The sequence below is a fragment of the Vogesella lacus genome (assembly GCF_979366295.1).
Genome location: NZ_CEETQT010000001.1, coordinates 222,962 through 236,791 on the forward strand (window position 1 = coordinate 222,962; position 13,830 = coordinate 236,791).

A 13,830-nucleotide genomic window follows, 5' to 3' on the forward strand; every position below is an offset into this window, starting at 1 on the left:
CCGACATCTCGCCCAGCGCAAAGCCTGCGCCAGATCAAGGAAACCCAGCTTAAGCAACTTGCATTGATAGTACAGATTTAAAATAAGCCCGCTAAATTGTGCACACGATTGAATACCGCCAAGCAGGAAGGCAGCAAAGATGCGAAAACTATCCAACTGGCCAATCTGGTTACGCCTGACCCTCTCCATCTGGCTGTGCCTGGGTCTTGCCTGGGGCATCATGATTGCGTGGGAAATCAAGGTCAGCCGCGAGATCGCCGTTGATCAGGCACAAGACCTTGCCCACAGCATGAACGAAATGACCATGGCCGGCCTCACCGGCATGATGATCACCGGCACCGTTGCCCAGCGCGATGTCTTTCTTGATCAGATCCGCGAACTGTCAGCCGTGCATGACTTGCGCGTATTGCGCGGCGATGGCGTCAACAAGATTTTCGGCCCGGGCAATGGCGGTGAAAAAGCCAAGGCGCGCGACGAAACCGAAAAGCAGGTACTCAGCAGCGGTCAAGCTCACATCGGTATCGAAAGCTCGCCAGAACATGGCGAAGTGCTGCGCGTCATTTATCCGACCCGCGCCTCCAGCAACTATCTCGGCAAGAACTGCATCGCCTGCCATCAAGTGCCGGAAGGCACCGTACTGGGCGCCGTCAGCATGCGCGTATCGCTGAGCAAAGCTTATGAGTCGGTCGCCAGCTTCCGCAACCAGAGCATCGCTCTGGCCATCTTCATGTCACTGCCGCTGATGCTGATCATCTACGGCTTTATTCGCCGCTTCGTCAGCCGCCCGCTGGCCGAGATGAGCAACAATCTGAACGAGCTGGCCGAAGGCGATGGCGACCTCAGCCGCCGCCTGCCGGTACGCAGCCAGGACGAAATCGGCATACTGGCACAGCGCTTCAACCGCCTGCTGGAAACCATTGCCAATCTGGTACACAACGTCGGCCAGTCCGCCAATGCAGTCAATCAATCCGCCCACCAGCTCAATCGCCAGGCCGGCCAGCTGGCGGCCAGCTCGCAAAAACAGCGCGACCAATCCGGCATTGCCGCCAGCGAAGTCGACACCCTGGCCGATCATATTGCGCAGATTGCCGGCCAGAGCGACGCCGTACAGCTGATCTCGCAGCGCAGCCTCGAGCAATCAGAGGTTGGCCGCAAGCAGCTGTCACAACTGCAGGCCGAATCAGCCCAGGTTGAAGGCGCCATCCGCCTGATGAGCGAAGCGGAAAGCGACTTCATGAATTCGACCAGCCAGATCAACAATATGACGCGGCAAGTGCGTGAAATAGCCGAGCAAACCAATCTGCTGGCACTGAACGCCGCCATCGAGGCCGCCCGTGCCGGCGAACAAGGTCGCGGCTTTGCCGTTGTCGCCGATGAAGTCAGGAAGCTTGCCGAAAAGTCCGCCGCCTCGGCGCATGAAATCGAAGCCGTTACTGCGGCCCTCGGCCCCAAATCGCTGGCCGTACGCGAAGCACTCGACAAGAGCCTGCAGCTACTCGACGCCAGCCGCCAATCTACCGAACAGGTAGCCAGCGTACTGGCCGACAGCGGCCGCACCGTGGCCGAGGTCAAGCAAGGACTGGACGGAATTGTCGATCTGACCGAGCAGCAACGCCAAAGCAGCGGCGTGGTTGCCCACAATATAGAAGCCATCGCCAGCGGCGCGCAAGACAATGACGAACTGATCCGCCAGACCGTCGCCGCCAGCAGCCAGTTGGAAAAGCTGGCTGACGAACTGCAAGGCACCGTCGCCCGCTTCAAGGTGTAAGCACCTTGGCCGCAGCCCGACAACTGCGGCCAACCTTTTTGCAATCAGCAGGCAACATACCCGCTCAGGCCATAGCAAACACCCTCGCGACACGACTTACCCGCAAGACCAATCAGCTCAACATGACAAGAATGGCCTCAACGGCGAATATTGGCATTGCAGATGGCCATCAGCCGCACAATGCGCAGAGCTCAACCTGACGCTATCGCCCACCCTCCCATTCGGCAACCAGGCGACTTCTTCTGTGTGAAGGTGCTCGACGGCAGTCCGATAGCCTTTGGTGCGCAGTGAAAACGTGATTTTTTTGCTGGGATAGCAAACAAGAATGCCAGTAGGGATGCGACGACAAAGATAATAGGTGTCGGATTGGGGTGGCGCTACAAGATGTTAGCTAGCTTGACACCACCCATCGAGCCCCGAGGCTGGCCACCTCACATGTTGCACTTCGCACAAAATCGGCTGGGTGCAGTGCGATATTGGAGGGGCATTGTCGAATGCCGGATGAGCTTGTGACAAGTCCAACATACATATCATTGCGTCAGAAATACCAGCTTCTTCAGTGAGGCTCGGACTTACTTCTCGAAGACAGAACAATAGCGCAAATAATCAGTGCCGCCCCCAGCAACATACGCAGTGAAGGCTGCTCGCCAAACAGCCACCAGGCACAGGCAATGGCGTATACAGGCTCCAGGGCGATGATCATGCCGGCACTGCGGGCGTTGAGTCCGTCCAGGCTTTTGACAAACAGAAACTGTGACAAGCCGGTGCACACGACGCCCAGCAAGGAAAGATACCACCAGTCTGCTGGCGACAAGGCCGGCATGGTGCCAAGCGCAAACGGTGCCATCACCAGCGCCACGGTCACGTTCTGCCACAGGGCGACCTGAGCGGCCGGCATGCCGCGGGTGCCACGGCCATTGGCCATCGCCAGCAGGGCAAAGGACAGGCCCGATGCCAGTCCCCACAACAAGCCGATGGTGCCGTGATCGCCGAAGTCGAACGATGGCGTCACTAATATCAGGCCGAGCGTCACTAGGGAAAGCATGGTGCGCTCCCGCAAGCCGATCCGCTCCCGGAACACCAGCACATCCAGCAGCGCAATGAACGCCGGGAAGCTGGCAAAACCCAATGTCGCCACCGCGACACCCCCGACTTTGACCGCCACGAAGAAGGTCACCCAATGCGATGTCAGCAACAAGCCGGTTAGCAGCAGCGTCCCTGCCCGACGGCGGTCGATACCGCGCCAGGGTGCCTCGCGGCGCCAGATGGCAAACAGGGCCAGCGACACCACGGCAAAGGCCGCACGGCCAAAGGTGATGGCTTGCGCATCGGTATGAATCAGCGCCCCAAGGACACCTGTCAGGCCAAACAGAACGGCAGCTATGTGCGCCACGATCAGGGCGGTACGGTGGGAAATCATGCAGGCAATCTCGGAATCTGAAGCCTCATGCCGGCCCAGTCTGCCCAGCAGGCATCGGGCCGGCGTGCGGCCGGTGGGCAAAAAAACAAGTCAGCCAGGCAGGCATGCCCCGGCCAGGCTGACTCGACGATACAGCAATGACTCAAGGCTGGCTGCTATCGATCCAGATCGTTTTCATCTCGGTGTATTGGTCGTGTGCCCAGACGGATTTATCGCGACCACCAAACCCGGATTCCTTGTAACCACCGAATGGCGTGGTGATGTCACCTTCACCGAAGCAGTTTACCGTCACCACGCCGCATCGGATGGCACGGGAAAGCTTGATGGCATGGTTCAGCTTGCTGGTATACACCGATGCCGCCAGGCCATAAACCGAGTCGTTGGCCAAGGCGATGGCCTCGTCGATCGTACGGAAAGTCGAAACCGACAGTACCGGCCCGAAGATTTCCTCGCGGAACAGGACACTTTCCGGCCCCACACCATCCAGCACCGTGGGCGCCACATAGACGCCGTCTGTGGTGGTGGCACCGTACACCACCTGCAGGCGCTCGGCAGCGGCCTGGTTCAGGTAGGTGCAGACCTTGTCGAAATGAGCCTTGCTGACCAGCGCCCCCAGGCGGTTGTCCGGATCGAGCGGATTGCCGGTTGGCCAAGACTGCAGATGTACGCCGATGCGTGCCAGCAACGCATCCTTGACGCTTTCATGCACGATCAGGCGGGAGGAGGCCGAGCAGTTCTCGCCCATGTTCCAGAACGCCCCCTGCACCAGATGCTGGGCTACGGTGTCGATATCGTCGACATCGGGCATGACCACGGCCGGGTTCTTGCCGCCACACTCCAGCACCACGCGCTTCAGGTTGGATTCTGCCGCGTATTGCAGGAACAGGCGCCCGGTCTCGGTCGAGCCGGTAAAGCTCACCATCGTCACATCGGGATGGCGCCCAAGCGGCTCCCCTACTTCGCGGCCACTACCGGGCAGCACGTTGAACACCCCCGCCGGCACGCCGGCCTCATGCGCCAGCTCGGCCACCCGCAGGGCAGTCAGCGTGGTTTCCTTGGCCGGCTTCACCACAATCGAGCAACCTGCGGCCAACGATGGCGCGATCTTCCAGGCCAGCATCAGCAACGGAAAATTCCACGGCAGCACCAGGCCCACCACCCCGATCGCCTCCCGAACCACCAACGCCATCGCGCCATGACCAACCGGCGCCGTGCTGTCGTAGATCTTGTCGATCAGCTCGGCATGCCAGCGAATGGTATGGATGGCTTCCGGCACATCGGTCAGCTGGCACTCGCGGATGGGTTTGCCACTATCCAGACTTTCCATGATCGCCAGCTCTACTGCATTCACCTCCAGCAGGTCAGCAAAACGCAGCAAGATGGCTTTGCGCTGCGACGGCGGCAAACGATGCCAACGACCATCATCAAAGGCAGTTTTTGCGCATGCGACCGCCAAGTTGACATCGTCACTGTCACATGCCGCAATATTGGCCAGCAAGGCACCGGTTGCCGGATTGGTCGTTGCGAAGGTGCGCCCCGCGTGCGCAGGACGGAACGCACCATCGATGAACGCCTGATCTGGCAAGGTCATCCGGGCCGCACGGTCGGTGTAGTCCACCAGGGTCAGCAATGCCGCCATTACGCTTTCTCCCCGACGATGGCCGCCACATCACGCTGGATGGTGTGCACGATCTGCTTCAACGTCTGCTTCTCGGCCTCGTCCAGCCCCTGCAGTGGGGCGCGAACGCCACCGGCACGCAAGCCGACCAGCTCGCATCCGTGCTTGATCGACTGGACAAACTTGCCACCTTCCAGGAAATCCATCAGCGGCAGCATGGCCGCCATGATGCGACGGCCTTGGTCGAAGTCCTTGCGCACCACGCACGCCTCGAACAACGCCACATGCTCGCGCGGAATGAAATTGGAGCCGGCACATACCCAGCTGCGGGCACCCCAGGCAAAAAACTCCAGTGCCTGGTCGTCCCAACCGCATGACACGGCCAATTGCGGGAATTTTTGAACCAGCATGTGCAGTTGATTGGGCTGGCCGGAGCTTTCCTTGATCGCCACAAAGTTGCTGGAGGCCGCCAGGACGGTACGGAAAAACTCCGGCCCCATCGAAACGCTCATGCGACCCGGATAGTTGTAAAGCATGATGGGCAGGCCTGCGGCGCGGTCAACGGCCAGTGCGTGGGCCGCGTTTTCCTGCTCGGTTGGCAGCGCGTACGGCGGGGAGCCCACCAGAATGGCGTCGGCCTCAATACTGCGCGCCTCTGTAGCATAGGCAACAGCATCTTCGGTGCGCACCGCACCGGTACCGATCACCAGCGGAATACGGTTGCCGATGATGTCCTTGGCCTTGGCAGCCAGAGCCAAACGCTCCTCGGCGCTGTGAGCGTAGTATTCGCCGGTGGAGCCACCGATAATGATGCCGTGTACCTTGGCATCGATCAGGAATTCGAGCACGTCGGCAAAGGCGGCGTAGTCGATAGTGCCGTCTGCGGCCAAAGGGGTAATGGCCGGGGTGTAGATGCCTTCAAACTTCATGGGGAATTCTCCGTCGTAAAAGGGTATGCCGGGCCGCAGGACCCGCACGGGGCCGGTCCTGGGTGGCAGAAAATCAGAGGGGTGGAATCAGTGACCGAGTGACGCGGCCTCTTTCAGGCTGAGAGAGCGGGTTTCCGGTGCCAGCAGTACCGACACCAGCAGGCCGAGCAAGGTGACGGCGGCGGCGGCGTACATGGTGTTGCCGATGCCGAAGGCCTGTAGCGACACCGGTACCAGGTAGGTGCCGACGGCAGCGCCGATACGGGAAAGTGACGCACCGGTACCCACTGCCAGCGAGCGGATTTCAGTCGGGAACAGTTCATTGGGGTACACCAGTTGCAGCACCTGTGCACCACCGATAAAAACTGCGTAGGCACCAAACAGGCTCAACACCAGCAGCTCGGAACTGTGGGCAAACGCCCCCAGCGCCAGCAAGGCAAGGCCGGACCACAAAAAGCTGTGGATCACCATACTGCGACGGCCGATGACATTGATCAGTTGGGTAGCGATGACGCAACCCACGACAAACAGCAGGGTAATGAACACCGAGCCGAAGGCAGCCCAGTCGCCATTCAGGTTAAGTGCCTGCAGTACCTTGGGGGCAAAGGCATACACCGCGAAAACAGGAATCACCGAGCAGCTCCAGAACACCGCCACAAACAGCATGCGTTTGCCGTAGCCTGCACTGAGCAGATCACGAAACGACATCTTGCTGGCAGCTCCCTCTTCCGGGATGTTGGCCGCAGAAAACCCCTGGCCGTATACCTTCTTGATGATGCGATCCGCCTCGGACACGCGCCCTTTGCTCAGCAACCAGCGCGGTGACTCCGGGGTACCGATACGAATCAGTAACAGCAGGGCACCAATCACCGCCGGGCTGGCCAGTACATAGCGCCAAGCATCCGGGTGGCCTTGCTTCAACAACAAGTTACCGATGATGTAAGCCAAGGCCGCGCCGGCAAACCAGAGAATGGTGAGCATGGCCAGACGTGGACCACGATATTTACGCGGCAAAAACTCTACCAGCAAGGCACCCGCTGCCGTGTATTCGAACCCTACGCCGATACCGATCAAGAAACGGCAGACAAACAGCATTTCACCGGAGGTGGCAAAAAACTGAATCAGCGAACTGATAATAAAAATGGTAGGTCCGACGAAATAGAGTTTCTGTCGACCCAGCTTGCTGGTAAGCGAACCGCCCAAAAAGCCGCCGGCAAAAATACCCAGCAAAGCCGAGGACGCCACCATTCCCTGCCAGAAACTATTCAAACTCAAGGCTGCCGCAATCTGAACCATGGCAACACCAATAATACTTAGTACATAGCCATCCAATAACCAGCCACCACCGGAACGAATGGTCAGTAACTGATGAAAGCCATTCAATGGCACATCTTCAATTGATGTCGAGTTTCTCATTTTAGTCTCCTGTGTTTTTAGCCTTGCGGCCAACGTTGACAACATCGTGGTTGTTCTTATTGATTACGCTTCGCGACCCGCACGGTATTGCCCCATCATCAGATTGGCGTTAACACCGATCGACAGGAATGGCTGGGGAGGGTTTTTATTTGGACCGGGCGAAGACAGCAGAAAGTCGATCAACTCATTGCGCTGGCCTGCCAGCCAGTCGGCCAGTAAGGTTCCTGTAACCGTGCCGCGAGTGACCCCCAGACCGTTGCAGCACAGGGCACCGTACACATTGGGCGCTAGTTGGCCAAAGAAACCCTGATGGTTACGGGACAGCGCCAACGAGCCCCCCCAGGTGTAGTCGAACGACACGTCTGGCAACATGGGGAAACGGCATTCGAAAGAAGCACGGTGCCGTTTGACGAAGCTGTCGAGATATTTTTGCCGGCTGCGACCATCCAGGTTGAAGCTGAAACTGTTACGCACCAGAATCCGGTTGTCGTGCGTGCGGCGCAGCGTCGTACCGAACGGATCAGCCGGAATCAGGCCCCAGAAAGCTTTGCCACCTAGTCGCTCCTGCTCTTCTGCTGTCAGTGGGCGGGTCAAACTGCCATAGGTAAAGATGGGCAGCATAGTGCCTTGCAGAAAACCAAAGCGCATGCCGAAGGCGTTATTGGCCAGCACCAGCTTGCGTGCCGTGATCTGCCCAGCAGCATGACGAAGTACGACCTTGTCGCCATACTCCACATCGGTAATGGGGGTGTTTTCGTAGAGGGTGACGTTAGACGGCAAGCTATCGGCCAACCCTTTGACCAGTGCAGCAGGCTGGATCAACACCGTTCCCGGAGTAAACAGCGCCTTGCGGTAAAAGTGGGTGCCGACGTGCGCCGGGATATCCGCCTGCTCGATCACATCGTAAGGCTGTCCCAACTTGTCGAGGCCACGGCGGTAGGCGTCCAGTACGGCAATACCTCGGTCTTCCACTGCAGCCTGGTATTTACCGGATGCCCGGAACTGGCAATCAATCTGATGTTTTTCTACCAGTGTGCGCAGAATATTCTGCCCAGTCAGATTCAATTTCAGACTGATATTAGCCGTCGCCAGATCGCCAATATAATCTTCCGCCCCAATATCGTGAGGTAGATCAATGGCAAAACCGGCATTGCGACCAGATGTACCAAAACCAACTTCTTGGGCTTCCACCAAAACAATTTCTTCATCCGGAAAATTGACGGCCAATTGCCGGGCAACGGCCAGGCCGGTAAAACCGGCACCCACCACAACCCAGGGGGCTTCTTTTTTACCGGAGTGCGCTGGCCTGGCCTGACGTGCCGGGCTCAGGTGAAACCAGCCACAACCATTATCATCTGCGGGAAGCGACGTTACTTTTGTCATATCTGCCTCTGTGTTTGTTTTAATGGCTTTGCAAAAACAAATTCAATGAGCTCAAATTTATTTCTGTTATTGTTTTGCCATTCACAGAGTCTAGAGAGCCTGTTATTCAGGCACAAACGACCATTAATGCACACAATTGATAACCTGACGTTATGAGTAAACCTACCCCGCACGATCAGATGCTGCTGAGAATGCCCTCACTGAGGGCCATCAAATCCTTTGTTGCCGCCGCCAGACACCAGAGTTTTACCCGCGCCGCCGAGACACTCTGTGTTACGCAGGCGGCTATCAGCCGCCAGATTCGCGAGCTGGAAGATGCCCTGGGGACCCCGCTTTTTCACCGGGCAGGTCGATCGGTAGAGCTTACCCACGCGGGCGCCATGCTATTCGATGCGGCTCAGATGTCCTTTATCAACATCGCGCAAGCCAGCAGCCGCATCAGGACCGATTACGGCAACGGTGCGAAAAGAACGCTAACACTCTGCTGCACCCCCGCTTTTGCAGCGCTGTGGATACTCCATCACCTGCCAGACTTCTTCGAAAGACACCCCGGCATTGATCTGAATCTGGTGACGACTCAGCAATTTCTAGATTTGGAGCCAGGAGTCCAACCAGACATCTTCATCACCAAACTGCCGCATATCCGCGATGGCTATGTCAGCAAGCCCTTGTTCCATGACCGTATCTATCCGGTCTGTTCGCCGGCCTATCTGGCAGCTCATCCCGAAATCCGCACCCTCACCGGATTGCGCGACAGCAACCTTCTCAACCTGGGGCCATACGGACGTTCACAGGTGGCCGAACATGTCGACTGGCAGGTCTGGCTGGGCATGCATCATGTGGATCTGGATGCCCGTCCCCGAACTGGCTCACGCTATTTCAATGCCAACGACTACAACCTGCTGATCCAGCTTGTGCTGGCGGGCCAAGGTGTCGCCCTGGGGTGGGAACACCTGGTTACACCACTGCTGGATGAAGGTCGATTGGTGCGGCCGCTAGCGGAGGAAGTGGTTCTGGAAGAAACACGGCACTATCTGGCGTATAGAGAAGACCAGCATGAGGAAGAATCGCTGGTTCAGTTCAGGCACTGGTTCTTAGAGCGTGTTCACGATCTTGTCGCGTAGCCGGATAATGGTGTGATGAGGAAGCCCTACGCAAGCGACTTCAGTCGAGAACAGCTTGAGAAAATCCTGGATCTGCTGCAAAGCGCGAGGACGCGCACGAAGTCGACCACGGTGAACTTATACGAAGTGTTCTGCGCGGTGCCCTACCTGCTGCGCAGCGGTTAACAGTGGCGGATGCTGCCGAGAGACTTTCCCAAATGGAGCACGGTGCATTCGTACTTTGCAATGAGGAGCGAGCTTGACCTGAACGGCATCAGCTGTTCTCCCATTCGGTAGTCAGACGGGCTTCTTCTGTGCGATCGCGCACGAGGGCATGACGGCAGTCACCTTGCGTAGCATCGCGACTTTGTCCAGCTTCTGGTAGTAGTCGAGATAGTTCTGGGTGACGACAGACAGCAGTGGGGTGTCCAGTTGCTGCGACATGATGGGGGTTGGCACCTCCTGCCCATCGTAGCGATTGAGCAGCTTTTCGTTGGTGCGGATGGCCATTCGACCATAGGCCAGCGCCAGTCGGCGCATTTCGGGCTCGGACGCGTTGAGCTGGTAACGGTAGAGTCTCAGGAATTCTTCGAGTGGCTGACGCAACAGTTCGTAGTCACCGATGGCGATCGCACTTTTGAGTAAGCGGTTAGCTTCGGTGTAACCGTCCTGGTATTCCAGAACTTCATCCGAGGTGTAGTGCCCGTTCTCTCGACGCAGTTCATCCCCGGCGAGGCTGACAGACTCGGCATGGCGGCAGATGGCATCAATGGCGTCAGGGGTAAGTGCATCGATGTTGGTGATAGTGGCTAATTGCGTTCGTGCGTAGCGCTCAGCCTGACGCTGTCGCTTGTCCTGCCATTCGGCAGTCAGACGGGCTTCTTCGGTGCGATGGCGCTCGACGGCAGTCCGATAGTCTTTGGTGCGTAGTGAAAACGCGATTTCTTTTTTGCCGGGATAGCAAAAAAGAATGTCAGCAGGAATGCGACGACGAAGATAGTAGGTGCCGGATTTGGGGTGGCGCTGCAGGCCGGTAGGTAACATTGGCATCGTTCATTGAGTTCCGATCCAGAGTATAGAAAGCCAGGAACAAAATTGAACTCTTATCGCCAATGTGTAGGAGTGTTGTGTAGAACTCAGGGCAAAAACTACCTTTGAATACCTGAATTTACTTGCAATTCAACACCTTAGGGGCATCTGGCGGAGAGGGGGGGATTCGAACCCCCGTCAGGGTATTACCCTGAACACGCTTTCCAGGCGTGCGACTTAAGCCACTCATCCACCTCTCCAGATGGCTCCACTGCATCAGCAGCAGAGGAAGCGCATTCTATGCACTCTCTTAAAATTGCGCAAGTTTTTTTTTCAGATTTCTGGCAAGCAGTTAAAATCCTGTTATTCAGCCCAGCCAATGGATGCCAAGATGCGTATCGCCCTAGCCCAGTTCAACCCGATTGTCGGTGACATCACCGGCAATACCCGCAAAATTATCGACCTCGCACATGCCGCCATTGCGCAAGGTGCCAGCGTGCTGGTCACCCCTGAACTCGCCCTCACCGGCTACAGCCCGGAAGATCTGCTACTGCGCGAACAGTTCTATCGCGACATCGCCAAAGGACTGGATGAAATCGAACAACTGGACGGCATCACCGTCGTCGTTGGCCACCCTGCCCGCAGCGGCGACGAGCGCTTCAATGCGGCCACCGTGCTGCGCGACGGCAACCGCCTCGGCCAGTACCACAAGATGCTGCTGCCGAATAATGAAGTTTTTGACGAATGCCGCTACTTCACACCCGGCGCAACGCCACTGGTGTTCGAACAGGATGGCGTGAAAATCGGCATCATCATCTGCGAGGATGGCTGGGATATCGAACCGGCGATGGCCGCGGCCGACGAAGGGGCCGAGCTTATCGTGTCGCTGAATGCCTCGCCCTTCCATCGCAACAAGATCGCCACCCGCCAGCAGGAAATGCGCTATCGCGTGCAGGAAACTGGCCTGCCCCTTGCCTATGTCAATCTGACCGGCGGTCAGGACGAGCTGGTTTTTGACGGCGCCTCCTTCGCCCTGAACAAGGACGGCGAAGTTGTAGCGCAAGCGGCAGCTTACGATGACGAGCTGCTGCTGCTGGATGTGGTAGATGGCGACTTTGTTGCGGCCAACCTTGCGACGCTGCCAAACGAGCTGGAAAGCGTCTATCGCGCGCTGGTGGTTGGTGTGCGCGATTACATCGGCAAGAACGGCTTCCCCGGCGCGCTGCTCGGCCTGTCCGGCGGCATCGATTCGGCACTGACACTGGCGATTGCAGTGGACGCACTGGGTGCAGACAAGGTTCACGCCGTGATGATGCCCTCACGCTACACCGCCGATATTTCGGTCACCGACAGTCGCGACATGGTCGACCGCCTTGGCGTCAAATATGACGAAATCGAGATCTGGCCGATGTACGAGAACTTCATGTCGGCCTTGGCACCAAACTTTGCCGGGCTTGAGGCCGACACCACCGAAGAGAATCTGCAGGCGCGCATTCGCGGTACCTTGCTGATGGCGCTTTCCAACAAGAGCGGCAAGCTTGTTTTAACAACAGGTAACAAATCCGAGATGACCACCGGCTATTGCACCCTGTATGGTGACATGGCTGGCGGCTTCGCCGTGCTCAAGGATGTGGCCAAGACCCTGGTGTTTGACCTGTGCCGCTGGCGCAATACCGTCAGTGACATCATCCCCGAGCGCATCATTACCCGCCCGCCGTCGGCCGAGCTGCGTCCGGACCAGAAAGACCAGGACAGCCTGCCACCGTATGAAGTGCTGGACGCCATCATGGCGCGCTATGTCGAGCAGAACGAATCCATCGCCGACATCATCGCCGCCGGCTTTGCCGAGACAGATGTGCGCCGCGTGGTACGCCTGCTGAAGATCAACGAATACAAACGCCGCCAGGCACCGGTCGGCCCGCGCATTACCCATCGCGGCTTCGGCAAGGACTGGCGCTACCCGATTACCAATCGCTTCATGTAAGGAGCCGCATGAAAAAAGCCCTGTTCGCCCTGCTCTGCGCCACCAGCGTTTCGGCCCATGCCGCCGCGCTGCCGCAGTTTCGCGCCTTCATCGCCGGCACCCAGACTTTGAGCGCCGACTTCCGCCAGACGGTCAGCAGCAAGCAAGGCCGCGAAACCGCCAGCGGCAAGCTCGAAATCCAGCGTCCGGGCAAGCTGCGCTGGGAATATGCCAAGCCGTTCGAACAGCTGATCGTCGGCGACGGCAAAACACTGTGGCTGTACGACAAGGAGCTGGCGCAGGTCACCAAGCGCGACCAGGCCGGCACACTGGGCAGTTCGCCGGCGGCGCTACTGGCCGGCAGCAATGCGATCGAACGTGACTATGTCCTGCGCGAAGTCGGCAAGGACGGCAAGATTTCCTGGTTGGCCGCCAGCCCGAAAAAGCAGGACAACACTTTCGAGTCGATCAAGATGGGCTTTGCCGACAATCAACTGCAAGAGATGGAGCTGGTCGACAGTTTCGGCAGCACCACGCGCATCAGCTTCAGCAATCTGAAGCGCAATGCCAATCTGCCTGCGGCCAACTTCCAGTTCACCCCGCCCAAGGGGGTCGATGTGGTCAGCGAGTAAGCTTGCTGCTGCCGTAAAAAACAAAACCAGCCCGCGGGCTGGTTTTGTTTTCTGAAGCCAAGCCTGGCCGCCGCGGCTTACAGCAGCGGTTCGGCCGACAGCAGCACGCCATCCTCGTCGGCATACAGCCACTGCCCCGGCACAAAGTTGGCCGCCGCAAAAGCCAACACCAGATCACGCTGGCCTTCATTACGCTTCACGGTTTTTTTCGGATGGGTATCGAGCGCACGCACGCCGATATCGAGCTGATTGATCGCGACCGAATCGCGGATGCAACCGTAGATTACGATGCCCTCCCAGGCATTCTTCACCGCCAGCTCGGCAATCTGGTCGCCCAGCAGCGCGCAGCGTTTCGAGCCGCCACCATCCACCACCAGCACCTTGCCCTTGCCTGGCTCGCCGAGGATTTCGCGCACCTTGCTGTTATCCTCGAACACCTTGGCCGTAACAATCTGGCCGGCAAAACGGGCTCGCGCACCAAACTGGCGGAACATCGGCTCGGCCACCTGCACGCGGTCTTCGTTGGCATCGTATAAATCCGTAGTCAGAAAGCTCATGATTTCTCCTTG

The 13,830-nt window shown here is 58.1% G+C and carries 11 protein-coding genes, 1 tRNA gene and 2 pseudogenes; 5 read left to right on the forward strand and 9 right to left on the reverse strand.

The features are described 5' to 3' along the window. Positions 1-139 precede the first annotated feature (139 nt). Positions 140-1,768 carry a methyl-accepting chemotaxis protein gene (locus ACZ9W6_RS01045; RefSeq protein WP_465189193.1) on the forward strand — a complete coding sequence of 543 codons (1,629 nt, stop codon included), beginning with the start codon at positions 140-142 and terminating at the stop codon, positions 1,766-1,768. 117 nt (positions 1,769-1,885) lie between these two features. On the opposite strand, the pseudogene ACZ9W6_RS01050 reads toward ACZ9W6_RS01045, so the two are convergent. The 6 genes and pseudogenes from ACZ9W6_RS01050 to ACZ9W6_RS01075 all read right to left on the reverse strand — a co-directional run. Then, positions 1,886-2,122, reverse strand: a pseudogene (locus ACZ9W6_RS01050) (hypothetical protein); the annotation flags it as partial. 202 nt (positions 2,123-2,324) lie between these two features. Next, on the reverse strand, positions 2,325-3,188 hold the full coding sequence (locus tag ACZ9W6_RS01055) for a DMT family transporter (protein ID WP_465189194.1): 864 nt from the start codon (positions 3,186-3,188) through the stop codon (positions 2,325-2,327). A gap of 142 nt (positions 3,189-3,330) precedes the next feature. Beyond that, entirely contained in the window at positions 3,331-4,827 is a 1,497-nt protein-coding gene (locus ACZ9W6_RS01060; protein ID WP_465189195.1) for an aldehyde dehydrogenase, read from the reverse strand. Further along, positions 4,827-5,735: a dihydrodipicolinate synthase family protein gene (locus tag ACZ9W6_RS01065; protein WP_465189196.1), complete on the reverse strand. Its 909-nt coding sequence runs from the start codon at positions 5,733-5,735 to the stop codon at positions 4,827-4,829. The genes ACZ9W6_RS01060 and ACZ9W6_RS01065 overlap by 1 nt, the downstream gene beginning before the upstream one ends. A gap of 87 nt (positions 5,736-5,822) precedes the next feature. Then, a complete protein-coding gene (locus ACZ9W6_RS01070; RefSeq protein ID WP_465189198.1) occupies positions 5,823-7,151 on the reverse strand; it encodes an MFS transporter in 1,329 nt (442 codons plus the stop codon). A 63-nt stretch (positions 7,152-7,214) separates the two neighbouring features. After that, positions 7,215-8,534, reverse strand: coding sequence for an NAD(P)/FAD-dependent oxidoreductase (locus tag ACZ9W6_RS01075; protein ID WP_465189199.1), 1,320 nt, complete (start codon positions 8,532-8,534; stop codon positions 7,215-7,217). Positions 8,535-8,686: 152 nt separating this feature from the next. Here ACZ9W6_RS01075 and ACZ9W6_RS01080 point away from each other — a divergent pair, with 152 nt between their 5' ends. Both ACZ9W6_RS01080 and ACZ9W6_RS01085 read left to right on the forward strand, forming a co-directional pair. After that, positions 8,687-9,658: a LysR substrate-binding domain-containing protein gene (locus ACZ9W6_RS01080; protein ID WP_465189200.1), complete on the forward strand. Its 972-nt coding sequence runs from the start codon at positions 8,687-8,689 to the stop codon at positions 9,656-9,658. Positions 9,659-9,673: 15 nt separating this feature from the next. Further along, positions 9,674-9,910, forward strand: a pseudogene (locus ACZ9W6_RS01085) (transposase); the annotation flags it as partial. Between the two features lie 24 nt (positions 9,911-9,934). Here ACZ9W6_RS01085 and ACZ9W6_RS01090 read toward each other — a convergent pair. Both ACZ9W6_RS01090 and ACZ9W6_RS01095 read right to left on the reverse strand, forming a co-directional pair. Then, positions 9,935-10,681 carry a DUF6538 domain-containing protein gene (locus ACZ9W6_RS01090; RefSeq protein WP_465189201.1) on the reverse strand — a complete coding sequence of 249 codons (747 nt, stop codon included), beginning with the start codon at positions 10,679-10,681 and terminating at the stop codon, positions 9,935-9,937. Positions 10,682-10,835: 154 nt separating this feature from the next. Continuing rightward, a tRNA-Ser gene (locus ACZ9W6_RS01095) sits at positions 10,836-10,926 on the reverse strand. A 131-nt stretch (positions 10,927-11,057) separates the two neighbouring features. Between ACZ9W6_RS01095 and ACZ9W6_RS01100 the strand changes: the two genes are divergently transcribed. Next, entirely contained in the window at positions 11,058-12,650 is a 1,593-nt protein-coding gene (locus ACZ9W6_RS01100) for an NAD+ synthase (protein WP_465189202.1), read from the forward strand. An 8-nt stretch (positions 12,651-12,658) separates the two neighbouring features. After that, positions 12,659-13,261: an outer membrane lipoprotein periplasmic chaperone LolA gene (gene lolA / locus ACZ9W6_RS01105; protein ID WP_465189203.1), complete on the forward strand. Its 603-nt coding sequence runs from the start codon at positions 12,659-12,661 to the stop codon at positions 13,259-13,261. A 77-nt stretch (positions 13,262-13,338) separates the two neighbouring features. Here the strand turns inward: lolA and rraA are convergent, their stop codons facing one another. Then, complete coding sequence (gene rraA / locus ACZ9W6_RS01110) at positions 13,339-13,818, reverse strand: ribonuclease E activity regulator RraA (protein ID WP_465189204.1); 480 nt, start codon at positions 13,816-13,818, stop codon at positions 13,339-13,341. Positions 13,819-13,830 lie beyond the last annotated feature (12 nt).

Coding starts and splice junctions, on each gene's coding strand:
- lolA (WP_465189203.1), top strand. CDS start 12,659: ATGAAAAAAGCCCTGTTCGCCCTGCTCTGCGCCACCAGCGTTTCGGCC.
- ACZ9W6_RS01075 (WP_465189199.1), bottom strand. CDS start 8,534: ATGACAAAAGTAACGTCGCTTCCCGCAGATGATAATGGTTGTGGCTGG.
- ACZ9W6_RS01070 (WP_465189198.1), bottom strand. CDS start 7,151: ATGAGAAACTCGACATCAATTGAAGATGTGCCATTGAATGGCTTTCAT.
- ACZ9W6_RS01060 (WP_465189195.1), bottom strand. CDS start 4,827: ATGGCGGCATTGCTGACCCTGGTGGACTACACCGACCGTGCGGCCCGG.
- ACZ9W6_RS01080 (WP_465189200.1), top strand. CDS start 8,687: ATGAGTAAACCTACCCCGCACGATCAGATGCTGCTGAGAATGCCCTCA.
- ACZ9W6_RS01065 (WP_465189196.1), bottom strand. CDS start 5,735: ATGAAGTTTGAAGGCATCTACACCCCGGCCATTACCCCTTTGGCCGCA.
- ACZ9W6_RS01090 (WP_465189201.1), bottom strand. CDS start 10,681: ATGTTACCTACCGGCCTGCAGCGCCACCCCAAATCCGGCACCTACTAT.
- ACZ9W6_RS01100 (WP_465189202.1), top strand. CDS start 11,058: ATGCGTATCGCCCTAGCCCAGTTCAACCCGATTGTCGGTGACATCACC.
- rraA (WP_465189204.1), bottom strand. CDS start 13,818: ATGAGCTTTCTGACTACGGATTTATACGATGCCAACGAAGACCGCGTG.
- ACZ9W6_RS01045 (WP_465189193.1), top strand. CDS start 140: ATGCGAAAACTATCCAACTGGCCAATCTGGTTACGCCTGACCCTCTCC.
- ACZ9W6_RS01055 (WP_465189194.1), bottom strand. CDS start 3,188: ATGATTTCCCACCGTACCGCCCTGATCGTGGCGCACATAGCTGCCGTT.